The following is a 23,914-nucleotide window of genomic DNA, read 5'->3' on the forward strand; positions in this document are numbered from 1 at the left end:
ACCGTTTTTGTTACTCGCGAGTGGCAAGGGATCCTTCGACCATTTCGCAGGATTGCGGTGTTTAAAGGCCGCCTAGTTCGACCAATCAGAGATCCGGCTTTGCGCGCGCTGGTACCTCGCCTACAATCTGAACCTGCGTGATCTTGAGGAGATGATGGCCGAGCGCGGCATTACCGTCGATCACACGACCATCCGCCGCTGGACGGTCCGCTTCGCGCCCGTGTTGCTGGAGCGCTTCAACCGGTGCAAGCGTTGCGTGACCGGCAGATGGCATGTCGACGAGACCTACATCAAGGTCCGTGGCCAGTGGATGTACCTCTATCGCGCCACCGACAGTGTCGGCGACACAGTCGAGTTTTGGTTCAGCGAGCAGCGCGACTTGCCGGCGGCCAAGCGCTTCTTCAGAAAGGCGTCATGGCCGACCGGGTCGCGTCGTCATCGACGGGGGCCAGACCAGCCGATCGTTTCCTGCGACACCACAAATCGCTTGCAGGATCGCGCCCAGAGCCGGCTGAAGCCGATCCGGATCCGCCGGAGCCAGTATTTGAACAATCGGATCCCACAGGACCATCGGCGCATCAAGCGGCTTCAAATCGACGGCCACCGCGCCAAAGCTCGCTGCCGGGCAGGTACGCCTTGGGAGGCGGCAGAAGTCAATATACTCGCGCATCGATGCTAGATCGTCTTGGTCCGCGACGATGGAGCCGGCTCTGGGCGCCACAAGCGCGTCAGCCTTGAGAAAGGACCCGGCGGCTTATACTGCCTACGATATTATTCATGATCGAACGTATCTTCGTCGAGTGGTTCGCTTTCGAGCGGGCCGCTTTTTCTTTCCGATTCAGACGAGGTCGCGGGGAATAGTTTCCGACCACGATTTGCAAAAGATGCGCTCGCCGCTTTCGAAAGCATCGAAATCAAACTGCAATTGAAGCGTCGACTTGGTAGCGGTCATGACTGTCCGTCCCTGTACCGCCGTCTGCCAGGCTCCGCGGCCCCGCTCATATCGGAAGTAGATTTCCGTGCGAGCCGATGTTGGATCGTTTTCTGCGACCGAGTATATCATGTGCTTCTTAAAGCCAAGGACCGTGCCGAGCGGGTCGAGACGCCAGGTGCCATTATCGCGCTTCAGTGTGACGGTCACCTGCCTCGGCACTGCGTCGATGCGAACGAACCGCTCGACATTGCCGGGCGTCAGCACCGTGGTCGCCATAGGGGGAGAACCCTCCGGCTCGCCAAAGGCTGGCAGGTCGTCGTCACCGGGTTGAGGCATTCGGATCGGCATCTGCAGACCGCTTGCTCCTGCCTGCACTGTCAACGTGGCGCGCTCCGGCGCAGGGAAGGCGATCGGCCAGTAGGCGGTGGAAACCGACAACCGAATCCGGTGACCCGGCGGGAAGGTATACCCAATCTCGTTCATAGCGAGGCGGATGCGGCACGACTTTCCAGCCTCCATCGGCTGCAAATCTTCGTGGCCATTGCGGTGCGAAAGGTTAAGCAGTCCATAGGTGACTCGCGTGACTTCTCCCGACGTGCTGACATCCGAAAGACGAACCGCGAGGATAGCTGTCGGCTTGTCGCAACTGATCTCCAATTCGATGACGGGTGCGCCCAGGATTGGCACGGCGTCAGTCAAGAGTTCACTGTCGAATACCAAGGAGCCGCCGTCGTCCCACCGCTGATCCAGTGGTAGGTCCGGAGCAAGTGCACCTCCTCCCCCGAGTGAATAAGGGCACCATTCGCCGCCTGCAATTCCAACGCTAGCGGGTGAACAGATGTCAAGAGTTGCTTCCGGTAGTGCCTGCTCGGACAACCGGCCCGTTCCCAGTCTGTAGACCCGTGACGTTACATGCGGCGACGGCCAACTCGGGTCTGCGACCCAGTGGCCAGGCCACTCATCATAAGACGCCGCTGGCTCGACCCAATCCAGCATCCAGCTACGCAGCATCGGTTCCTGCATGATGCCGGTATCTTTGCCTTTCAACCAGTGATCCCACCAGCGAACACATTCCTGTAAATAGCCGATAGCGGGTCCGGGAGCACCTACGTGGGGATACCTGTGTCCCCAAGGCCCAACCATCCCTTTGCGTGGCCCCTTTAGCTTCGAAAGAAGTCGGAATATAGCGTTGGAAAAGGAATCGGTCCAACCGCCAGTTGCGAAGACCGCGCAATCAATTGCGCCGTAATCTTCGCAGACCGATCCATGCTTCCAGAAGTCATCTCGGCGCTGATGAGTGAGCCAATCAATGAATGTCGGACGCGCATTTTCCAGCCGATCCATCCACATCGCGCGCCAGCGCTCCTTGCCGACGATCTCAGGATCAGGTGATTGCGCCATTTGTACGGAACAGGCCATGCCCCAAGTCAATGTGTCGTGGAGAATGCATCCGCCCATGTAGTGCCCATCATCGGCGTATCGATCGTCAGTAGAGCAATGCGTTATGATCGCTTTCAGCCCCCTGGGCCTGCGCGCCGCGACTTGCAATGCACTGAACCCACCCCACGAAATACCGATCATGCCCACACTGCCGCTGCACCAGGCCTGTTGCGTGATCCATTCGATTGCCTCGACAGCGTCGTCCTGCTCTTGCTTGACGAACTCATCCGCAAACAACCCCTCGGAATCACCAGTGCCCCGCATATCTATGCGGATGCTCGCATAGCCATGCGAAGCGAAATAGGGGAACACAAGTTCGTCCCCCACAGCGGTGCTATCACGCTTGCGGTAAGGAATGTAGTCGACAATTGCGGGAACAGGGTTGGATGCCGCGTCTTCAGGCAACCAGATTTTTGCGGCCAAACGTGTCCCGTCAGCAAGCGGAATCCATACATTCTCGACTAACGTGATGGGTAGCGGTCCAAGGGCAACCTTCATCGTTCATCGTCCATGTTGAAAAGATTCCGCATTTTCATTCCCCTTGTGTCGAGCGATTTCCCGTCGAGAGCGAGCCGCCTTTCAGGCGAAGGCTCCAGAATTTTTGCCACGTAGCGGTCGATGCGCTTGTTGGAGAGATTGTTCTCTTTAGAAAGATAACTGGTGGGGGAGACACGTTCGCGGCAAAGTGCGTTGGCAGTTGAAATGCGGAGCTCACAAAATGGTTCAGTCTGAAATGCCGTAAGCACTCCCGGACTGAGCTAGCGTCGAATGATTTAAGGTCTGTCTCCGTCGTTTCCAAAATAGTTGTGTTCGGTTGGGGTCGTATCGATAATATCTCGCCCTTTGCAAATGACTGTGCAAATCAAGATTGTACATGATCCTGACGTCACTGGGTTTGAGAGTCGGAATCAAAGCCTTAGCCTAGAGCTGGAAGCCCTCTCCGTTGATCGGTCCCTTGATCAGTCACTGTGCCTCAAAACAATCCTCGCGCACCAGGAAGATCATGGTCCTGCCAATGGCCGTCCACAATCTCAGCATGGAGCCGCTGCCCACCGTCGCCCGCGGCTCGCACTCGCCGAGTTGCTATCCCTGTGACGTCAGGGCCGGCGAAGAGGCGAGAAGCTGTGAGTTTCAGAAGCAAATGTTGCCGCAAACAGACGCACAAGTGGTACCTCTAGAGTGGATGAGAAGAGCATCGTCCAAGCGTATGGTGGCGTATTCAACGCTATCACTGGCATTGACGAAGCAGTTTCCCTCCGGAAAAAAGGCAGCGGATGTGTCGATCACAAAGACGCCAAACTGCAACAGATTTGGAACTGCCTCTAAGTTCCATAAGATAGATTATGCGACTTTTACGAGTGTAACTTAATATTTCTTTACGTTTTAACGTATTTATAGCCTTTATCTAAGTCTTTCCGGTTATCATAGACAGAAATACGGTTAGCTTCCAACAGTCCAGCCAACTTTAAGCCTCAGATCGACAGATGTTAAATGGCCCCATCTCACCGTCTGATTAAAACTCGGCGGTCGACTATGGACTCTTCTTAACCGCCGGAGTCCCAAGTCAGACTATATCGGCCTTCGCTCGCTCGCGTCCCCTCTCGGTGCACTCATTTGTGCGGCATGCAATAGACGCCCTCAGATTCCATCAGTACCGCGCCACCCTTCAACTCGCTCAGTGCGCCGACCCACGCTTGCGAATAAGTGCGGCTGGCATCCACGGCCGTCAGCCAAAGAACGCGATTGTCGGCCAATTCAACTTTAACTTCCTGCTGCAAAGGACTCCCCTGCACGGTCTGTTGATAGTGGCGTTTGATCCTGACATTGCTGGCCGGAAACTCAGCTTCGTTGCTGCCGTAATTCAGCACAAATCCGGTGTGGTCCTCAGCCACCGAACAACTGCCATCGCGCTCGCACACGATTTTGGCTGCGGTCTTGCAGTCCCATTTCAGTGAAGCCGGCCACATAGGGTTGTCCACGTTTGATCGCGGCTTGTCGCTCTGACCAGCCACCGCCAACACTGTGCCTACGTTCATAATCACAGCGGACAGGAGAAGCGCCTTGAGCACTTCAAACCTCCTTGAAAATGTCACCGTCGTAGCACCTCGTCCTGCGTAATCGCCTGGCTCATGGGATGTTGAGAGTGAACCAGCTTTTCTGGCGCACGCCGTTCGCGTCATCATACTCGATGAACCAGGGCTTTCCGCGCATCGGTCGAGGGATGGTGTAGTAGGTGGGGCCATTACCAAGGGAATGCCCTCGATCGTTTCCCGCGGTCTGGATTGTTGCCGCAACCACCTTACCGTCGATTTCGATTTGGACCGGACGTGATCCGTCTCCATGATGCCCGCCGAGGGCGTTGTTTTTGAAAACAACGGGCAAGGAGAGCCTATCGGCCGCGATGCGGCAGATGTTCCGTTCTTGACCTATGCCCGGCCGATCGGATTCGGAGCTGCCAACTGCTTGCCAGCCAGATGGACAATCCTCATACTTCTCAAATCTCGCCGCGCTGGAGTTGGCTTGCGGACAGGTCGGCCAGTCAAAACCCGGAGCTTCCATCGCAGCAATCAACTTGTGAATCGGCGGGTGGCACGAGGGGGTGCCTTGCCAGTCGCCGGAAAGACATAGGAGGACCTGACAGCCCCATTCCGACGCTTTTGATTGGGATGGAAGAGCTGCGGCGCCCGCGATGGCGACGGCACCCCCTAGTAGGAATTTGAGTATGGTCATAGCCTTTTCCTCGCTGCGGATTTGACAGTTTACTATGGATTATCCGCGCGAAAAAGGACAGGTCGAAAAGGCAGGTTTGTGCGACTACATCGATTTATGAAACGAGACGACGGAGGCGTGGTCAACAACCCGTTGCGCGCCAACATTGCACTGACGCTTGAGCGGGAGAGAGCGAGACGCGGCCTATCCCATATGCACATGCCCGAACTGTTTCGGACCGCCGAGGGCGAAAAACTGGCCTATCGAACCTACATTCAGACTGTGCGTCAGAAAAATAATGTCACATTGACGACGCTGCAGGTGATGGCAAACGGCTTGCAATTGTCTTTTGCAGAACTGCTCGCCGGCGGTAAGAAAGTTCCCGAATGGGCGCATCGGTTGGACGACAATGCGATCCGCAAGCGGCTGGCGCACATCATCGATTTTGAGCGGCAAAGACGTACTTTGCACCGCTATGAGATGGCCGAACTCATCGGCGTGGCGGAGGCGACTTTCACGAAACTGGAACGGGCGAGCGGCAACGTCAGCGTGGACACGATTGCCGCGATCGCCAAGGCGTTGAAACTTGATCCTGCGACCTTCCTCTTTTCCGAAAAGATCCCCAGAACTGACACCTAGCTAGCCGCCCCACGAGTGTCTAAACGGCCTATAATTCACCCAGCCGGCGCCGCTCCTATGCCCCTGCCGTCAGGCCCGGCGGCCGACTAGCGCGCCCCGCCGCGGCTGTCGGGCCGCTGGCGCCAGGCTGTTGGCGCCAGGGATGATAACGGGAGTTTGACATGGACGACTGTGCCGGCGCCGTGAATGCTTGCTGATGAAGAGCTTCCCTTGAGGGTCGAAGCCATATGAGAACAAGCCGTCAATCCTGCCGGCGCGTGTAGAGAAGAAGGGGTCGTGGCCTTTTCGACAATTGCCAGCTCATGCCTGCGCGTTTGTCGGCCACTTCCAGGGGTCGGTTCCGCCAGGTGGCGACCCTACATTCATCACTTTTGTGTCGTGATGCCTGCCAGAGAATCTGCTGGTGAACTGACCGGCCAAAGCCAAACTCATACTCGCCGGGCCGACTTGTCAGCACGCGACAGAAACCGCTTCAAGCTCAAACCGGTCAACAAAATATAAGGCGGTATGGCGAGCGAATAGTGACCGCAGTTTAATTCCATAATATTTGGCCTAGCCCCGGCGTCCTTCAGCCTCTGCATGAACCTCTCCGATAGCTCTGGCAACACCACTTTGTCTCTCTTAGCCAACACAACCTGAAGATCCAGATCAGGCCGTGCCAAACTATGCGCGTAATTCTCCAAGTTAAGTGGACCCCAGGCCCTTCTGAGATCGGTCAGCCCAATCTCAGGCTCAAGGCTATCGCGTATCGATCGTGTCGCGCGGCCCGTCCAAACCATATCCGCTAGACTCCCCGCCGTCAGAAACAACGAGGCTTTTGACACAGCCAAATCGTGTGCCGCGACTATGGCCGCAACCCAGGAACCTAAGCTCATTCCGAGAACCGAAATCTCTCGATAGCCTTCGCTTTTCAACCAACGTATGAGTTTTCGCCCATCCAACACTGCCTGCCTTACAGATTGGATCGTTCGACCGAGATTAGGGCTAAGCATATAGTCGGCGTGCACGGAGCCGGGCCGGCTCCGTTCGAAGTGATAAGGCATAGCAATCTCGACAACCGTGGTGCCACGCTGCGAGAAAAAGTTGGCAATCTGACGATTCCGGGAGCTTGCATTCCAATGGTGAAAAATCACCATCGCCTGGTCGAACGACCCGCTTTCTGTGATCTTCGCCGAGACGACATTGTTCTGTTCGATACCAGTAGAAATGTCCGAGGGAAATTTGAGCCACCCATCTAGCCTTTCAAATCCCTGATCACTCACATTCGGGTCATCGAAAAAGGCTGGATCAGTCACGGCCTGGTCGGCAAGGGCACAGAATTCCTCGATACTTGTTATCTTCTTCGCACCTGGAAAGGCGAGTTCCGCGTCAAGGGCGAAATCCGATGGCTTCTTCCCTTCCTCACCGCGCCGCGCCCGCCGCTCATCCCAACGATCAAGCCAACTATGATACACTCTGATTGTTTCCTAACTTACTCGCTTGCTCTCGCCCCAACCCTGGATCAAACAGGCCGTACATTGCGAACAGCAGTCCAACCCCCAGAAGAATCGAAAAGCCAGCAAATGCATCGATCAGCAAGTAGCCTGCCACGAGTAACGCTACGATCGCTGACATCCTCCACAAAGACATATAAAACCGACGTTCGACACCTAAACGGATAGAGCCGTACACAAATACCACACAGGTCGAAATAGCGATAAGAAGGCTACTGTAATGGGTCGGCCTACGGTAGATGAGCTCGGCGCTCACATCGTTGCGTCCATTTAAGGCGGAAGACATATCGCCGACCAACCAAGACACAATATTCTCTCCACGCGATGTCAGGTAAGCACTCTGAAGCTTCATAAATATGGCGATCAGAAGTCCCAAAACAGTACACCGAAAAATCGCACGCATAACCCTGAGGCTGGCTTCATGGAGCTCGTGTTGATAGTCCACCTCCGGCCGATTACTCGCTGCTTCTCCAATACTCCAAAAGTCATGGATCACCGTATAAAGCAAAATTAGGCCTACGAAGAACAGATAAAAACAGAGGCACATATATAGGTAAGCGAGCCCGGTGAACACGACCGCTTCCGGCACCGATATAACCTCAGGGCGCACAATCGCTAACGAGCCCCAATCCGTCGCATAGTTGCCACCGCCTTTGAGCAACGGGATTAAAGACACGCCGATCCACTGAAAAAGACCGGCGAACACCACACAAATCAAAAAAACGGCCCAATATGAATACGAAGAAGCTTGTACGGTGCGCTCCCAGGCATCGTCGCTTTCCATCTTGTCGCCCTGCGCCACAAGCTTTGGGCGGCCTTCACCTTTCCAAAAGGTCACCAGCTCGGTCACGAAGGCAAAAAACAGTGGCAAAAATACCATGAAGACGAATGTCCAATTCGCTGTCCATAGAAACCCAACCTGCTTGACGACGCCATCCGCCCGGCCATACGTCACGCTGTGAATCCCCGTAAGATACGACAAAAACCCAAGAGCGGTGACACCCGCAAACACCRACGCCGGTAAATTCAGGGGAGATCCGCGACTAAAAAACGCTTCCGATTTCCTCGCCAAACTAAAGCGCCGGCTCGGCCCCTTGGAGGCAGTATCCAGTGTCACCTCTACCGAGGGGTCTGTCTCGTCACCGATGGTCGCAGTCGCTGCCGTATCTGAAATCTCCTGTGCAACGCTGCCTCCAGCTCTCTTCCATTCTCGTCTCTTGGCCGATAACCGCGATTGCGCCTCACTAAGCTCCATCTGCCATTCGCTAGTTGCGACCGGATCATCGCATCCAAAAATCCTCGCCAGCCAACGAATGTTGGCAGTGCTAATTCCCTTCTCGTTCTCTTGAAACCAAAGCTGCACAGTTCGCAGATCGACCCCAACCCCGTTGGAATCAATCAGTGAAATCGCCTCTGCAAGGAGTTCGGGCGTCCAGGGGCCAGCAGGAAACCCGTCTTTGTCCAACAGCCGACCCGCACCCGCCGCCGCCAGTCGTTTGAACAATTTTTTGAAATCGCTCCCGTCTCTCGGCGGAGGGAGAAATAATTTTCCGTTCCTAAACAACAACTTATAGGCTCTATTTTCGTTCCGTTTCGCTAGGCTTCGTATCCTATCGTGCCTTCGTCCTCAATCAACGTCTTTATCAACTCGATTTTGGCCGGCACGGGAGAGATCGAATGGCGGGTGACCCGCTGGAGAGGCTAAACACGTTTGTTGCGTGGGAGATGTTTCGCAAACCGCCGGCCGCTGAAACGTTTGTCTGGTGGCAGGGTAGTGTGACCTCATGAGCGAACGGTAGGGGAAGCCAGGGCTTCGGGAGCCCGACAAGCAGAGGGATGAACCCATTCCTATTTTTTCGCCTCCCCAGGTATCATTTTACGAATCGTCATGCGCATGGAGCCGGTCGATGCCCATTCAAGTGGTCTGTAATAACGGAGTGATGGAAGAGGCCGATGGGGTCGCGAATCTGCTTGCGGCGCATCGTCATGCAGTCGCCATGGTTGAACGTCTCAGCAGGCGATGGATGAGTGCCGGGGGGCCGGATGCGACCCTGATCGGCCGGCGATTGGATTCGGTGATGGCGGAAGAGGCTATCGCGCGTCGGCGCGCGGCCGCTGCGCCGGTGGCCGATGTCGTTGAGATGAAAATGAAGGCAGCTTATTTCCGGCGGTTGTTGGGGAACGACTGGTGCGAGGTTGATGTCGACGATTTTCGCGCGTTGCTCGGTTCTTTCGCGAAACTGCAGTCCTAGGAGAAGAGCGCTGAAATCCATGAGGCCACGGTATTCCAGGCCGCATAGAGCCCTGCAGGCACCAAGATGATTGCCAAGAACGCCGCGGCTCCGCCAATAGCGCCGTCACCGCGTCCTTCCACGGGATAGTAATATTTGTGCGCCTCATCGTCGTGCTTCATTCTTGTCTCTCCGACCGCTTATTTAGCAGCAGCTGAACAGGGTGCTGAAACGTCGTGCCCCACAAACCTGCACGTTTCATCTTAGCGTTGATTTCCGCGACGAGGTAGTTCTCATTGACGGCTTTGCCCTTTGCTGTCGTTGCGGCAAACGCGTATCCGGTCGCTATGAGCGCGGTGCCGACGTCGATTGTGTCGCCATTCAGCTGCGCACCGCAGACGACAAAGGCCGCCTTGTCGAGGGCGTAGCCGATTGGCTGGCATGTCACCGCAGCGCTATCGAACAGTGCTCCCAGATGCGCCAGCGAGATGTTCCCGCAATCGAGTTTGTTCCCATTTGGCTGTTCAGCCGACGTGCCGCGAAGACATGACTGCACGCCATAGAGGCGGAAAAGATGGTCGCCGTCACGCCAGGTATCTCCAGTCAGCAGTTGAGCCGATTTCGATACCGCGAAGGGCGTTTGCGCAGCAGATTCGGACGCATCCTGGGCCTGTGCCGATGCGCACAAACCAAAAGCGGCCAGCACTGCAAAGCGCGCCTGTTTCATTCCTGGAACTGTCCACCGAGGTCGGCGGAGTGCTCCAGATCGGGGCGCAGCGACTTGCCGTCCTTGTTGCGTCCGATTGCGGCCATGCCGAAGAAAACCATTTCGTCATCGTCGTAGGCGACGTTGTACGGGTCGTTTGTATTGCCCGCACCCACGAGAGAAAAACACGACACGGCGTCGGGTTCCCCCTTCCTGCTCTGCAGCACAAGCGTTTTGCAAAGCACGACAGAAGCACGATGGTTGTAGATTCCTTCTTCATAGTCCTGCGCGGCCTTCGTGCAATCCCACGCCTGCGTCTTGTAGGTAATCTTTGGATTTGGGCAGGCCGCGAGGCCGCGCAGTCGATAGGCCACGCCGTTGATGACGCGCTCGGTCGCCGACGACGCCTTAACCGACGAACTGAGGGGCGTCGCGTCGCGCTGAAAGAGCGCGCCTTTCGCATCGTAGCGCTCATAGACGAACACCTTCTCGCCCGGCTTGGCAAACTGGAGCAGGTAGTGTTCCGACGGCTGCGCGAAGGCATTTGGAGCGTCGGCGCCGGCAGCATAAGCCGCGGTGCCCTGGAGCAGCAAAGCCGTGCAAAGGGCAATCTGTTTCATCGAAATCCGTCCCTGCGGTGCATATGGTGTTGACACTTTACTAGGGCTGCGTGTAGCCATAGTAAAGTGTTAAATTTTGGCAACAGTATGAACACGCGAACAGCTCTTCTGCTCACCCTGTGTGCCGCTACAGTGCCCTTGGAAGCGCACGGCCGGGATCTGGCATCAGACCGCGTCGCGGTCGCCTTTGCAACGCCGGCGCAAGCCCTTACCTCAGTCGGGGCGCAGAGGCCTGGGGCGTGCAAGACCGGAAACCGTACTGAAGTCGCCGAACTTGTGCGTTCAGTCGCGCTGGACGAAGGCTTCGACGCCGATCTGGCCGAGGCGATTGCATGGGCTGAAAGCGATCTCGGCGCCAATCAGGGTCCTTCCAAGGCCGGAGCCCTTGGGATCATGCAGTTGATGCCGGGCACGGCGGCCGATCTCGGCGTGAGCGACCGTTGCGATACGCAGGTGAATGTTCGGGCTGGCCTGCGCTATCTCAAGTCACTCTATGACGAGTTCCAGGATCCGCTGCTGATGCTGGCAGCTTATAACGCCGGGCCCAACAGCGTCTACAAGGCGCAGGGCATTCCGGTGAATCCGGAGACGGCTGAATACATCGTGAAGATACTGAACCGCTGGAAGTTCGGCGGTGTCGTGAAGAAGCCCGTCCTGACCAAATCCGAAATGCTGGCGGCCGGTCCGCCAGCAAGCGGAGACGCTTGGCAGGAGGGTCATGTCATGGATTTCGGCAACTGAAAGGAGCCAAGGGTGGAATACAGGAAAGCAGGCAAATTTGCTCTGAAACTGGCCTTGGCCTCGGCGGTCGGAATAGCTCTGGCGCCAGACACCGCATACGCCCAATCGGCGGCGCCAGTCGAAAACGTGCTGGAATGGTTCGTCGGCGTTCTGCAGGGCAACATAGCGCGCTCATTTGCCATCATAGCGGTCTGTTTTCTCGGCTTCCTCGCCATGACGGGACGGCTGGCGTGGATGATGGCTTTTTCCATCATCATTGGCATCGCTCTTATCTTCGGCGCTGCCCAGCTGGTGGACGCGGTTCGCGCGACGGCAGGAGGCAGCTGAGCCATGGACGACGAGGAAGTCTATGTCGAGCCGGTCAGCCTCCCCCTGACACGCCCGCCGATGAAATGGGGGGTGCGATATGAAGTTTTTGCCCTGAACGGCATCCTGGCGGTGATCGGCTTTATCGCCACGAGCAGCTTCATGCTCGGTCTTGGCGTCTTCGGCGTGGTGCATCTGGTAAGCGCATATCTGTGCCAGCGCGATTCCTACATCTTTCATATTTTCGAGCGGCGCGTCTCCAAACGCGGAGCGGTGGCGAATCTCACTTTCTGGGGGGCGAGGAGCTATTCGCCATGAGCCTCGATGCAGAGCTGAAGTTTGGCCGTGAGCGCCGCCGCGAAAAGCCGGCTGCGATGCACATCCCCTACCTTCGCCATGTCGATGACAATCTGATCGTGACGAAGAGCGGCTTTCTGGTCGGCGCCATCCGGCTCAGCGGCCTGCCATTCCAGACCATGGACCAAGCCGAGTTGAACAGCCGAATGTTCAACCGCAACACCACGTTCCGCAATCTTTCGACCTCTCGGTTTGCGGTCTACACAACGATCATCCGCCGTCACGTGACCCCGGAAATCGAAGGCGACTTTGACAATCCTTTCGTGGCCGAGCTCGACGCCCGCTACATGGACGAGCTTGGCTCGAAAAACCTCTTCGTCAACGAGGCGTATCTGACGGTCATACGGCGCCCGATGGTCGGCCGGGTCGGCTGGGTGGACAAGGCGCTCAATGCATTCCGTATCAGCACCGCTGGCGAAGAAACCCGCGAAGAGGCAATAGCCGAATTGCATGACATCCTCGACGGCATGGTCAAGGATTTCAGCGCATATGGGGGACGTCTTCTCGGTGTCGTGAAGCGCCGCGACAGCTTCTTTTCCGAGCCCGCCGAATTTCTGGCGAAAATCCTCGCCGGTGGTGGCGACGTGGAAATGCCTTTGCCGCGCATGTCCCTTGGCGATGTGCTGGCGACGCGGCAGCTGTTTTTCGGCAAGTCGGCGCTGGAACTTCGCGGTCCGGACCAAGCCAAGCTCGGCGCCATGGTGTCAATCAAGGAATATCCGCCGTTCACCGCGCCGGGCTCTTTGGACGGTCTGTTGCGACTGCCGCATGAGTTTGTCCTGACGCAAAGTTTCGCGATCGAAGACCGTGTCACGGCGATGCGCAGGATCAACACTATCGCCAACCAGGTCGAGGGTTCCGACGAGGCGGGCACAACGGTCGAGGTCTCCGTCCACGACGGTGCCGACAAGCTGGCTGGCGGCGAAGTCGTATTCGGACAACATCACATGAGCGTCATGGCATTGGCGCCGGACATGACTGGTCTCAATCGTGCGCTATCCGACATCACGGCCGAACTTTCGCGCATGTCGATCGTGCCGGTCCGCGAGACACTGAACACGGAACTGGCCTTCTGGGCGCAGTTGCCGGGAAATTTCAGCTACATCGCGCGACGTGCGTTGATCTCGTCCCTGAATTTCGCCGGCCTTTTTTCCGGACACAATTTTCCGTCCGGCCAACGTGACCGGCTGCATTGGAAACGGCCCATCGCCTTGCTCGAGACGACCAGCCAGACAGCCTACTATTTCAATTTCCACGTACACGATGTCGGGCACTTCACGGTGTTCGGCCCGACCGGCTCGGGCAAGACCGTGGTGCTGTCGTTCCTGATGGCGCAGGCCATGCGCATCATGCCGCGGCCGCGATGTGTTTATTTCGACTACATGCGCGGCGCCGAGATCTTCGTTCGGGCGCTCGGCGGTCGTTACGAGGTGATGGAACCCTCTCAGCCGACCGGGTTCGCGCCATTGCAGCTTGATGACACGGCGGAAAACCGTTCTTTCCTGGAAGATTTACTCCTCTACATTCTGACACCGGAAGGCGGCGCGCTTGATGTGGCCGAAATGCGCGTCATCAACGCGGCCGTCGACATGATCTACAAGATACCGCGCGAACAGCGGACCTTCGACCTGCTGCCGGAAGTGCTGCGGGGCTCGCTCATGCCTGGCATGAATGATCTGGCGGCGCGGATACAACCCTGGCTCGACCCGAAGGACAAGGGCTGGCTTTTCAACAATCCCGTCGATCTGGTCGATTTCTCGAAACCCGTTGTCGGGTTCGACATGACGAAGATCCTCGGCGACCGAAAGCTGCGCTCGGCGGCGTTGCTCTACATCTTCCATCGTCTCGAGGACGTCATCGACGGCTCGCCGATCATGCTTTTCCTCGATGAAGGCTGGAAGCTGCTGGACGACGAGGTTTTCGCCGCTTTCATCAATGAGACGCTGAAGACCATTCGTCGCCGCAACGGCGTGGTCGGCTTTGGCACGCAGACAGCAGAAGACGTCGTCAACTCCTCCATCTCGTCGTCACTGATCGAGCAAACGAAGACCAACATTTTCTTCCCCAACCCCAAGGCGAGCAAAGAATCCTACGTGGAGCGCTTCTCGCTGACAGCGAAGGAATTCGAGTTCGTGCGCCGAACCGCGAAGGAGACGCGCACCTTCCTCGTCAAGCACGACAGCGACTCGATCGTAGCCAAGCTCGATTTGTCGGCGATGCCCGATCTCATCAAGGTCCTGTCCTCGAACGAAGCCAACAGCAAGGAATGCGCACGGCTCCGGGAGACCTTCGGCGACGAGCCAGAGATGTGGCTGCCATACTTCTGCGGATGGGAGAACGAGCATGACGAAGCGGCTTAGCAGCGCTTGTCTGGTCATGGCTCTCGCTACGGCGGAAAGCATGAGCGTGGCGGTCGCTCAGATCGCGGTGATCGACGGGCYGAACCTCGACAAGCGGCAAGAGGACGAGCAGCACAGCACGAAGTCGGATGRGGCCAAGAAGGACGAAACCGACAAGAAGAAAAGCGTCGTCTGCACCTATTCGAACAAATACCGCTCACAGATGTTTCGCCGGTCACCTGCCGAAGCGTTGCAGCGCGACGCGGGCAACGTGAAGATGATCCGCTATTATTCGCAAAAATACGGCGTGCCCGAAGGCCTGGCACTGTCCGTCGCCTATCAGGAATCGCGCTTCGACACATGCGCCGGGAGCCACACCGGCGTCAAAGGCGTCATGCAGCTGACCAAGGGCACCGGCAAGTCCATGGGACTGGACCGCGACGTGAACGAGCAAAATGTCGAAGGCGGCGTCAAATACCTCGGAATGGGCGTGAAGCAATGCGGGGCGACGAACTACAGCTGTCTCGCCTCCTTCTACAACGGATCGAACGCAGGCGAGCAGAACCAATGGGCCGGCGGCGTCGGCCGCTGGAACAGCTACTTCAACGACTATGTGTCGAGCGGCAAGGCTCCGGCCGCCGCGCCGCCGCCATTCTCGATCGTAACGGCCGACGGCGCAGGCGGCACGGCTCAGGACGCGGCCATGGGCATGGTGAGGAAGGCGGCTGGCGGCCTTGATGCAAGCTCATCGCAGATCGGCGCCAACGGCGCGGCAATCGACGCGCTGGCGGGCAACGTTGGCCAGGTGACCGAATACAAGGACGCCTGGGAGCTGAACTCGTCGGCTCGTGGGATCAACGCCGATGTCACCAACCAGTACCTCGCCCGGGCGGGGGATTTTACGACGTTGCTGGCCCAACTTCTATCGTTGCAGAATGTTCAGGCATCGCAGTCGTCCAAGCTGGTGCAACAGCCGAAGAGCGGCTCTCCAAACCCGTTCTCTTGTGATCCCGCGGAATTGGAGCGGTTGAGGATCGATCGCGGCCGGTGGCAACCATGCGCACTTGAGAACGCGGGGRCAAGCTCGGCCGACAGCCGCTCGATGATCATCACCAGTGATCCTGCCGGCGCTGCCAGCATGATCAATTCTCTACAGCAATAGGAGGCTGACATGAAAAAATTCGCGATTGCTGCCAGTCTGGCGCTTTGGGCAAGCACGGCCCACGCACAGATTGCGGTCATTGATGGCGCCAATCTCGATGTCGCCCGCAAGAATGCGGACAACACCAACTCCATCATGGATTCGAACAAGGATATCCTGAAAAAGAGTGAAGAGATCCTGCAGGCTCTCAGCGGCAGTCGCGACGGTTCGCTCGGCATCGGACAAATGGGTCTTGGCGGCAACATGTCGATTGCCCAGGCTCCCTCGTTCGGATCGATCCTGAACGGCGGGGCTCTTTCGTTTGGTGGCCTTTCGCCCGAAATCCAGAAAATCGCAGGCGCCGTCATCAATGGGCTCCAGCTGGTGAAGCAGCTCCAGCAGATTGCCGGCAAGGAGACCAGCGCCGTCAACACGGCCTATGGCGGCAGCGTCAATGTGGCCTCGCTGCTAAGCGCATTGACCTCGCAGGCTTCGCAGGGTGTCACCCAGCGCCAACAGTCCCTCCAGTCTGCGAGTGGGCAGATCGGGCAGTCACAGGACGTCAAGGGATCGGTGGACCAGAACACCCGAATGCAGCTGGAAAATGCGCGCGCGGTCAACGAATTGATCGGTGTCCAGAACGGCGCGGTCGCGGCCCTGAATGAGAAGCTGAAGGGGGACCTTCTTCGCCAGAGCCAAGTCCAGAAGATGATGACGCCGCGCAACGTCAATCCGTTCGCGGAATTTGGCAAGAGCGGAGGCTAGCGCTTGTCGAGGCGAGTGCTGCGCATATGCGCTGTAATTGGGCTCGGCGCAGTGCTGTTTGGATGCGCAAATCGCGAACGGAAAGCGCCGTGCGGGCCTTTGGCGTATGCCCGCACCGACGAATGCGGCGCGCTAAAACCGGTCAATTCAACGCCGTTCGCCAGCATCATTGACGAGGATCCATGAACGGTCTCGCCGCAAACATTCTGGGTGGCATTGACAACATCGGCGAGGACTTCGTCCGCACCGTCTATATGCAGTTGGGCAATGCGATGGGCAACGTCTTCACCCTCATGCTCACCCTCTATATCGTGTGGTGGGGCTATTCGATCCTGAGCGGGCGGGAGTCGATTTCGCCGCTCGAAGCGGCCTATCGCCTCGGTCGCGCCGTCATCATCTATCTGCTGCTGACCGGATGGGGCACATTTTCCGCGACGATCTATCAGCTTGTCCAAAGCATTCCAGATGAGGTCGGCAAGGTCATCGTCGGCGCCGTGTCGCGAGCCACCGGCAATCAGCTCAGCGATCAGGCGGCAATTCCGGCGCTGATCGACAACCTCTACAAAGGGGCCCAGGACGTCGCCAATCAGGTGTATAGCGGATCCTTCTATGACATCTTTGGCGCGCTCTTGTCGCTGCTCGTCCTGCTGTCGGCCATCATCTTCGCAGCGCTTGCCATTGCCGCGATTATCGCCGCCAAGGTGATGTTGTTCATTACGCTCGCCCTGGCGCCGATATGGATCATTCTTTGGCTTTACCGATGGTCCTCGCGCATGAGCGAAGGCTTTCTTTCGCTGACCACCTTCCTGATGATCCAGCAAATCCTGATCTACGGCTTTCTCGGTTTCTACTTCTCGCTCGTCAATGCGGCGCTGAACACCGCCACATCAGGTGGAGCGAGTATGGACAGCAAGATGTCGCTGGTGCTGCCCCTGGTGCTGGTGACGATCATCGGGATCTACGTTCTCATGCAGATACCCTCGATTGCTTCCATCCTGAATGGCGGCGGGTATCTCAGCACCGTGGGCGCATACAACCCTTATAGAAACTTCGGCACAAACGCCGTGCGCTACTCCGGTGCACGATGGGCCGCCGGCCGCGCCGCTCGGGGCGCCCGGCAGCTCGTGGCAAACAGCTTCCGATCCCCGCGAGCAGCAAGGGCGGACGACGCAGCTCGGTCCGCCATCCAGCATGGTGTGCGCGATAACGCCAGGCCTCTGGCCTAGAACACACGAACGATCATCGATCGCGGCCCTGGATCAGGATGCGTCACGCAAACGAGGCAATAGTAAGTGTCAACTCCATCGGAAACAGCCGCTAACAGCGGCAGCGAGCTCGTCGACAGACGCTATTACAGGGCGGGCGCCACCTGGGAAGACGACACGCACAGGTCAATGCGGCGATCGCGTACATTGGCCTGGATCGTCAGCGGCGTTTCCGGACTGGTGGCGGTACTTTCGCTGCTGGCGCTCGTGCTGATCCTGCCGCTCCGACAGTTCGAACCGTACGTTGTCGAGGTCGACAAATCGACGGGCTACCTCGAGATCATGCGCGCGCTGAAGCCTGGAGATTTGTCGCAGAACGAGGCCGTCACGGCGGCAAATCTGGTGCGCTACATTCGTGCGCGCGAAACCTACGATTCGCGTGAGCTGAAACAGAATTACGACCTGGCGCAGCTCTACTCCACCGACGCAGCGTCCAAGGATCTGACTTGGCTTTTCACGCCTGCAAATCCGCAATCGTTGGACAAGACCTATGGCCGCAATGTCACCGTGGCGGTCGAGATCAAGTCGGTTTCCCTGCTCAATCGCAACACGGCCTCGGTGCGCTTTGCTACGACCACGCGTCGGGACAATTCATCCACCGCCGACAATTGGGTGGCGGTGATAAAATTCCGCTACACCTCAACACCGCTCAAGAACGAATGGCGTTTCGACAACCCGTTGGGATTTCAGGTTACGGATTACCGACGCGACCAGGAATCGGCACCGGCCGCAGGGAGCCTGCAATGAGACGGCGCGTGAAGCTAGCGCTCTGTGCCGCCCTTCTATTCTGCGCGACCCATAGCGCGGCGGCGCGCGATGGCCGCATCCGATATGTCACCTTCARCAATGACGACGTGACCTCGGTGCGTGCTGCTCTTGGCATTTCCACGATGGTCGAGCTCAGCCCGACCGAAGTCATCGAAACCGTCTCCGCCGGCGACACGAAAGGCTGGTCGATCATCCCCAAACGCGGATCGCGATTTCTGTTTGTCAAGCCGCTGGAGCGCGATGCGTGGACCAACGTCAACGTGGTCACCAACCGGCGCGTCTATTCCCTGCTGCTGCAGGCAACTGACAATAGCCGCGACCGGGCATCGTTCCAGGTCCGGTTCAAATACCCGGACGAGGATATCAACGCGCACCTGCTTTCACAGGCCAAGGAGAGCGCCGCCGATCCGGATTTGAAGGACCTGAACTATGCCGATCTCAATTACGACTATGCGTACAAAGGCGATGACAGCTTGAAGCCGCGCACCGTATTCGACGACGGCACCAAGGTGTTTCTGGAGTTCAAGGGTGACATTCCGGCGATTTTCGTGGTCGACGACAAGCGCCATGAGTCGCTGGTCAACGTTCGCACTCAGGGCAAATACACCGTCATCGACAAGGTGGCACGGCAATTCACCCTGCGAGCCGATGGCAAGACACTCTGCCTTTACAACCGGGCTCGACCCAACGCTATCGATCCAGTCGAGCAGGTCTACGGTCCAACGAAACTGACAGGTGGTTCCACCCTGTTCGGGTCCAGCGGAGGGCGGTGATGACGCAGATCGATTATAACCAACTGGACGGCAGCCCGACGGTGGCGCGCCGCGGTGCGGGTGTGGGTACCAAAATCGCCCTGGTCGGCCTCGGCGTGGTGCTGGTGGGCGCGCTGATATGGCTGAACTGGCCTCGGGAGACGGTATCGCGCGATCTTCGCAGCGATGGCGAGGAAAACTTCAACCCGCCGGAGTTTCGCCCGCCGGCGTTGAACGAGCCGCCGCAACCGGCCGACGGCACGATCGACCAGATCGTGGTGCCGCCACCGGCTGACGACCAGAAGGCCACGCAACAAGCCGACAACGTCGATCAGACAGTGCAGGAGGGCGCGGATCTCGATGCGCAGCGGCGGGCGCTGGAAGCACAAATGGCGGCCGAGGAAGCTCGCCGCAAGGCCGAGGCGGAAGAAGCGCGCCGCAAGGCCGAGGCTGATGACGAGGCGCGCCGCAAGGCTGAGGCCGCCGAGCATGAAAAGGCCGTGTGGGAACGCCTACGATCCAACCAGATGGTGACAAATGGTGAAACCGGCTCGACGGATACCGGCGCCCAGGCGGCACAGGCCGAAATCGCGCCCGACGGTCAGATCATCCCGGTCCCCGGCGCCGACAGTGACCCCAACAAGGCATTCCTGGCGCAGTCCGAGGCAAGCTCTTCCAGCATCGTCAAAGCCAGGGTCTTCCGGCGTACCGATGCGTTGATCCCTGAAGGAACGATCCTTCGCGGCTATTTGGAAACCGCTGTTAACACCGACCTTCCCGGCGCGGTGCGCGCTGTCGTGCGGGAGGATGTCTTTTCGCTCGACGGCAGGCGGATTCTCATTCCGAAGGGCTCGCGCCTGACCGGTGAATATCGCTCGGGGCTTGCGCGTGGACAAAAGCGTGTGTTCATCGTCTGGAACAGGGTCATACGGTCGGATGGCATTTCCGTCGATATCAAGTCGCCCGGTGCAGACGCGCTCGGCCGGGGTGGCATGGGCGGCCGAGTCGATACGCACTGGGCTGAACGGTACGGCAACGCCATCATGCTTTCCGTTGTTGGCGGTGTCTCTGAATATCTGTCCTCGCTTGGCGACAGCAGCCAGGATGGACAACAGCGCCAGGTGTCGACGACCGATCCCGTAACCGGTGAGACCACGACCGTAACTTATGGTGGCAATGGTTCGCAGCGCGACGCCCGCGGCATCGCGTTCGATAAGTCATCGACCGCCCTGCAGCAACTCGCGCAAGAGGCGTTTCGCGACACGCAGAACATTGGCCCGACAGTCTATGTCGACCAAGGCACATCGGTGGTCGTGCTGGTGCGGCGAGATCTCGATTTCTCGGATTTGTACGCCGATCCCGTTCAGGAAGAAGTGGCGCGCCTGAAGGCAGGTGGACGGCCGAAGACCTCGATCGATCCGACGCCTCTCTACGCGACGCCAAAGGATCATTTTTATCCCGGCTATGGGAGCCCGGTGAAATGAACGCCGTGCATCCCCTCCCCGACCCTTGGGCAAGAGCCCCGGTCCTGCGCGCTCATCTGGAGCCAATATGGTCCTATTTGAACGAAGACTCGGTTTCCGAGATTGCGATCAACAGGCCGGGTGAACTGTTCATCGAACGCCTCGGCGGTAAGGAAATGGAGCACGTCGTCAAGCGCGAGGTCACGCCCGGGTGGATCCGCAACATCTCGACGGGCGTCGCGTCGGCGACAAATCAGGTTATCAACGAAGAAAAGCCGGTCCTGTCGGCAGCACTACCCTCAGGCGAGCGCATCCAATGCATCTTGCCGCCAGCAGCTCCTGAAGGCGGCGCGATTTCCATTCGCAAGCAGGTCATCATAGATATGAGCCTTGATGCCTACAAGGATCTCGGCGCATTCGAGAACACGGCGATGGGCAGCGCACTGGCGCTGTCGGTCGAAGAAAAGCGGCTTGTCGAGATGTTGCAGGACACGTCGCCGATGGAGTTCCTGCAGTATGCGGTGCGCAACCGCGTCTCGATCGTCGTTTCAGGCGGCACGTCGACTGGTAAGACGACGTTCTTGAATGCACTCCTGAAGGAGATCCCGGCTCATGAACGGATCATCACGATCGAAGACACGCGCGAACTGAGGCTGCCGGCTCCCAACAACGTCACCCTGATTGCCTCGAAGGGCGACCAGGGCCTTGCCAAAGTCTCCGCGCAACAGCTTCTCGAAGCCTCGCTTCGCATGCGACCCGACCGTCTGCTGTTGGGCGAGTTACGTGGCGCTGAAACCTTCGCATTTCTGCAGGCGATCAACACCGGCCATCCGGGTTCGCTCACGACCGTTCATGCCAATTCCGCCCGGTCCGCCTACGAGCGGCTGGCGCTCATGGTCATGCAGGGCAGCACGGGGCTCTCACGGAGCGAAATCCTCGACTATCTGCGCGAGGTCATTCCGGTGGTCGTCCAGATGGACCGCACCGAAGGCGGCCGGCGCGGCATCAGCGAGATCAAGTTCACCAAGGCGGAGATGATCTAGCGAGGCCCATCCATGCAGAAAATCGCAACAGCAATTTTTATGGTGCTCATGGCGATGGCCATGGGCGCCCTGCTCTTCACGGTCGCCTATGTCGCGACAGATTGGTACCGGACTGGCTCCCACGTCCTGTTTGACCAGCTGAACGCTAATCCCTTGCCGGTTGTTCGTCAGGCCTGGACTGACGTGACCGCGAGAAATTTTGACCGGGTGCAATACGCCATTGCCGCGGGATTTTTTGGGTTTCTCTTGCCACTGGTCAGCTTGTTTCTCATGCGTCCGAGAAAACGCAACGACTCTCGCTTCATGACCATGAGCGACATATCGAGAACCGGCCTGACGAAAGTGGGCGGCGTCTTCGTCGGTCGAGCCGGCGGCAGGCTCGCAGAAATTCTGTCGCCCGGCCGCGATCAGCGCTCCGGCAAGATCCACTTGACGCAGCGCAAGCTGATCGGCGGCAAGAAATTGTGGATTGATGGCGATGATATCGGCGGCTTCGTCATAGGGCCGCCGCGCTCCGGTAAAGGCACGTCTCTCATCATCCCGAACGCCTTGACCTGGCCGCATTCGCTCGTGGTTCTCGACCTGCGGGGCGAGACCTATGCGGCGACTGCTGGTTACCGTTCGACCATGAACCGCGTGGTGCGTTTCGCGCCGGCTGATCCGGACGGCAATACCGCATGCTACAATCCGATGGACTTCATCTCGCTGGACTCAGCACAGCGCGACATCGACCTTCGCAACATCGCTGCGGCATTGTTTCCGCGCCCCCCTTCGAACGCGGATCCCTATTGGGTCAACGATGCCCGCCTCCTCTTTACCGGCATAGCATCCTTCGTCATGGAATCGCCTGCGATCCAGAACGAGAAGAAGACCTTTGCCACAATCCTCGAGATAATGAACGGCGCCGAGCAGCCGCTGCTGGAGTTCATCGGCTCGCTACGCGAGGAACGCCGCCGCGAATGCTCGCATTTTACGCTGCAAACCCTGCTGCCATATTTCGAAATGTCCGAGCGGCAGTTTTCCGGAATCTACGCCGGTGTGCGGACCGGCATGGCCCCCTTTCTCAACGAGCGCCTGATGCGAGCTACCTCGCGCAGCACGTTCGATATTCGCAAGCTCAAGCGCGACCGGATCTCTCTTTATCTCGACGTACGGCGCGAGCAGATCACGTCGCTTGGACCGTTGTTCAACGTCCTGATTACGCAGATGATGAACTTCATGTCCGAAACTATGCCGCGTCCGGACGAGCATCAGGTGCTTGTGCTGCTCGACGAGTTTCAGAACCTCGGCAAGCTCGAGAACGTGACCGAAATGGCGAGCGTGCTTGGCGGCAACGGGGTTTCCATGTGGTTTTTCGTGCAGTCGCTGAAGGCAGTAGACGAGATCTATCGCCAGGAAGGGCGCAAGACGCTCATCAACGCTGCTCGCGTGCAGATCTTTTTCGGCGCGCAGGACGCCGATGATCTGCGCTACGTTTCCGAGCAGCTCGGCGAAACGTCGGACGTGCAAAAGGACGTGACGCGCACCAAGGCAACGTTGTTCGACACTTATTACACGCGCTCCGAGCACCGCAAGGAAGTGCGGCGGCCCCTGATGCGGCCGGATGAAATCCGTACGCTCGACAAGAACAAGGTCATCATACTGCCGCGTGGGGAACTGCCGATCCTCGGCACCCGCAATTTCTATTTCGCCGACGGTCAGCTCGCCAAACGCGCGTTAATGCCCCTGCCCGCCTCTACCGACGCTTCGCACACCAAAAGCCCTGCATTGGAAACTTCCGCGGTCGTTCCACCTCCTGTTGTCCCGGCGATTGTGCCGACAGCACCGCCGTACCGCTCCGGTCTCATGCAGGCCCGTCTGCGGCGCGGCGCGACATTTGCCGCGAAAGCAGGCCGCATAGCACCGCCTCCAGGCCGGCGCGCAATAGCAAAAGAACGACTGAAAGCGACAGACGCTGCAGCTGTGCCACCCTATGCCGTCGTGGATTTTTCCGCTTTGGCGGCCAAGGCGGTCACGACACGCATAGCGCCCGACAAAGAAGCGGCGGTTGCGGCCATCCTGAACAAGGTGCGGTCTCTGCGCGCCAACGCAGCCGACACCGAGACTTTCGATCGAAATCTCAGCATCGTCGAAGATGCTTTGCCTGATCTAGTCGATTAGCCCTAGCAATCTACGGCGATCGCCGACAGCTAGCTCCCGGCC

At 58.3% G+C, this 23,914-nt stretch carries 23 protein-coding genes; 15 read left to right on the forward strand and 8 right to left on the reverse strand.

Annotation, left to right across the window (positions count from 1 at the left end; all coding sequences use genetic code 11):
- The first annotated feature begins 91 nt into the window (after window positions 1-91).
- A complete protein-coding gene (locus AC1D0N_RS29755) occupies window positions 92-679 on the forward strand; it encodes an IS6 family transposase (RefSeq protein WP_477250005.1) in 588 nt (195 codons plus the stop codon).
- A gap of 159 nt (window positions 680-838) precedes the next feature.
- On the opposite strand, the gene AC1D0N_RS29760 is transcribed toward AC1D0N_RS29755, so the two are convergent.
- The 3 genes from AC1D0N_RS29760 to AC1D0N_RS29770 all read right to left on the reverse strand — a co-directional run bounded on the left by AC1D0N_RS29760 (window position 839) and on the right by AC1D0N_RS29770 (window position 5,104).
- Window positions 839-2,872 carry a CocE/NonD family hydrolase gene (locus AC1D0N_RS29760; protein ID WP_477249959.1) on the reverse strand — a complete coding sequence of 678 codons (2,034 nt, stop codon included), beginning with the start codon at window positions 2,870-2,872 and terminating at the stop codon, window positions 839-841.
- A 1,112-nt stretch (window positions 2,873-3,984) separates the two neighbouring features.
- Complete coding sequence (locus tag AC1D0N_RS29765; protein WP_477249961.1) at window positions 3,985-4,443, reverse strand: hypothetical protein; 459 nt, start codon at window positions 4,441-4,443, stop codon at window positions 3,985-3,987.
- A 58-nt stretch (window positions 4,444-4,501) separates the two neighbouring features.
- Complete coding sequence (locus tag AC1D0N_RS29770; RefSeq protein ID WP_477249963.1) at window positions 4,502-5,104, reverse strand: hypothetical protein; 603 nt, start codon at window positions 5,102-5,104, stop codon at window positions 4,502-4,504.
- Between the two features lie 117 nt (window positions 5,105-5,221).
- On the opposite strand from AC1D0N_RS29770, the gene AC1D0N_RS29775 reads away from it, so the two are divergent.
- Entirely contained in the window at window positions 5,222-5,722 is a 501-nt protein-coding gene (locus AC1D0N_RS29775) for a helix-turn-helix domain-containing protein (RefSeq protein ID WP_477249964.1), read from the forward strand.
- Window positions 5,723-6,150: 428 nt separating this feature from the next.
- Here AC1D0N_RS29775 and AC1D0N_RS29780 read toward each other — a convergent pair whose 3' ends face one another.
- Window positions 6,151-7,176, reverse strand: coding sequence for an RcgR family putative quorum lactone hydrolase (locus AC1D0N_RS29780; protein WP_477249966.1), 1,026 nt, complete (start codon window positions 7,174-7,176; stop codon window positions 6,151-6,153).
- Window positions 7,166-8,779: an RcgA family putative transporter gene (locus tag AC1D0N_RS29785; RefSeq protein WP_477250007.1), complete on the reverse strand. Its 1,614-nt coding sequence runs from the start codon at window positions 8,777-8,779 to the stop codon at window positions 7,166-7,168. The genes AC1D0N_RS29780 and AC1D0N_RS29785 overlap by 11 nt, the downstream gene beginning before the upstream one ends.
- Before the next feature lie 343 nt (window positions 8,780-9,122).
- Between AC1D0N_RS29785 and AC1D0N_RS29790 the strand changes: the two genes are divergently transcribed.
- Entirely contained in the window at window positions 9,123-9,467 is a 345-nt protein-coding gene (locus tag AC1D0N_RS29790; protein ID WP_477249967.1) for a hypothetical protein, read from the forward strand.
- Here the strand turns inward: AC1D0N_RS29790 and AC1D0N_RS29795 are convergent.
- The 3 genes from AC1D0N_RS29795 to AC1D0N_RS29805 are packed head-to-tail and all read right to left on the reverse strand — an operon-like array spanning window position 9,464 to window position 10,772.
- Window positions 9,464-9,628 carry a hypothetical protein gene (locus AC1D0N_RS29795; protein WP_164753924.1) on the reverse strand — a complete coding sequence of 55 codons (165 nt, stop codon included), beginning with the start codon at window positions 9,626-9,628 and terminating at the stop codon, window positions 9,464-9,466. The genes AC1D0N_RS29790 and AC1D0N_RS29795 overlap by 4 nt on opposite strands.
- Window positions 9,625-10,173, reverse strand: a complete 549-nt coding sequence (locus AC1D0N_RS29800) for a thermonuclease family protein (protein ID WP_477249968.1) — start codon at window positions 10,171-10,173, stop codon at window positions 9,625-9,627. Before AC1D0N_RS29800 ends, AC1D0N_RS29795 begins: the two co-directional genes overlap by 4 nt.
- Window positions 10,170-10,772 (reverse strand): hypothetical protein, encoded by a 603-nt coding sequence (locus AC1D0N_RS29805; RefSeq protein WP_477249970.1) that lies wholly within the window; start codon window positions 10,770-10,772, stop codon window positions 10,170-10,172. Before AC1D0N_RS29805 ends, AC1D0N_RS29800 begins: the two co-directional genes overlap by 4 nt.
- A 138-nt stretch (window positions 10,773-10,910) precedes the next feature.
- On the opposite strand from AC1D0N_RS29805, the gene AC1D0N_RS29810 reads away from it, so the two are divergent.
- The 12 genes from AC1D0N_RS29810 to AC1D0N_RS29865 all read left to right on the forward strand — a co-directional run bounded on the left by AC1D0N_RS29810 (window position 10,911) and on the right by AC1D0N_RS29865 (window position 23,872).
- Window positions 10,911-11,513 carry a lytic transglycosylase domain-containing protein gene (locus AC1D0N_RS29810; protein ID WP_477249971.1) on the forward strand — a complete coding sequence of 201 codons (603 nt, stop codon included), beginning with the start codon at window positions 10,911-10,913 and terminating at the stop codon, window positions 11,511-11,513.
- 12 nt (window positions 11,514-11,525) lie between these two features.
- A complete protein-coding gene (locus AC1D0N_RS29815; RefSeq protein ID WP_477249973.1) occupies window positions 11,526-11,840 on the forward strand; it encodes a TrbC/VirB2 family type IV secretion system protein in 315 nt (104 codons plus the stop codon).
- Between the two features lie 3 nt (window positions 11,841-11,843).
- Window positions 11,844-12,137: a VirB3 family type IV secretion system protein gene (locus tag AC1D0N_RS29820; RefSeq protein WP_477249975.1), complete on the forward strand. Its 294-nt coding sequence runs from the start codon at window positions 11,844-11,846 to the stop codon at window positions 12,135-12,137.
- Window positions 12,134-14,536 carry a VirB4 family type IV secretion/conjugal transfer ATPase gene (locus AC1D0N_RS29825; protein WP_477249977.1) on the forward strand — a complete coding sequence of 801 codons (2,403 nt, stop codon included), beginning with the start codon at window positions 12,134-12,136 and terminating at the stop codon, window positions 14,534-14,536. Before AC1D0N_RS29820 ends, AC1D0N_RS29825 begins: the two co-directional genes overlap by 4 nt.
- Before the next feature lie 67 nt (window positions 14,537-14,603).
- Window positions 14,604-15,677, forward strand: coding sequence for a transglycosylase SLT domain-containing protein (locus tag AC1D0N_RS29830; RefSeq protein WP_477249979.1), 1,074 nt, complete (start codon window positions 14,604-14,606; stop codon window positions 15,675-15,677).
- Between the two features lie 9 nt (window positions 15,678-15,686).
- Window positions 15,687-16,421 (forward strand): type IV secretion system protein, encoded by a 735-nt coding sequence (locus AC1D0N_RS29835; protein ID WP_095776133.1) that lies wholly within the window; start codon window positions 15,687-15,689, stop codon window positions 16,419-16,421.
- Window positions 16,422-16,603: 182 nt separating this feature from the next.
- Window positions 16,604-17,647, forward strand: coding sequence for a TrbL/VirB6 family protein (locus AC1D0N_RS29840; protein ID WP_477249980.1), 1,044 nt, complete (start codon window positions 16,604-16,606; stop codon window positions 17,645-17,647).
- A 66-nt stretch (window positions 17,648-17,713) separates the two neighbouring features.
- Window positions 17,714-18,433 carry a VirB8 family type IV secretion system protein gene (locus tag AC1D0N_RS29845; RefSeq protein ID WP_477249982.1) on the forward strand — a complete coding sequence of 240 codons (720 nt, stop codon included), beginning with the start codon at window positions 17,714-17,716 and terminating at the stop codon, window positions 18,431-18,433.
- Complete coding sequence (locus tag AC1D0N_RS29850; protein ID WP_477249984.1) at window positions 18,430-19,227, forward strand: TrbG/VirB9 family P-type conjugative transfer protein; 798 nt, start codon at window positions 18,430-18,432, stop codon at window positions 19,225-19,227. The genes AC1D0N_RS29845 and AC1D0N_RS29850 overlap by 4 nt, the downstream gene beginning before the upstream one ends.
- Window positions 19,227-20,690 carry a type IV secretion system protein VirB10 gene (virB10, locus tag AC1D0N_RS29855; RefSeq protein ID WP_477249986.1) on the forward strand — a complete coding sequence of 488 codons (1,464 nt, stop codon included), beginning with the start codon at window positions 19,227-19,229 and terminating at the stop codon, window positions 20,688-20,690. Before AC1D0N_RS29850 ends, virB10 begins: the two co-directional genes overlap by 1 nt.
- Complete coding sequence (gene virB11 / locus AC1D0N_RS29860; RefSeq protein WP_477249988.1) at window positions 20,687-21,712, forward strand: P-type DNA transfer ATPase VirB11; 1,026 nt, start codon at window positions 20,687-20,689, stop codon at window positions 21,710-21,712. Before virB10 ends, virB11 begins: the two co-directional genes overlap by 4 nt.
- A 12-nt stretch (window positions 21,713-21,724) precedes the next feature.
- A complete protein-coding gene (locus AC1D0N_RS29865) occupies window positions 21,725-23,872 on the forward strand; it encodes a type IV secretory system conjugative DNA transfer family protein (protein ID WP_477249989.1) in 2,148 nt (715 codons plus the stop codon).
- The last annotated feature ends 42 nt before the right edge of the window (window positions 23,873-23,914 follow it).

Source organism: Mesorhizobium sp. P2_E10, assembly GCF_056404235.1.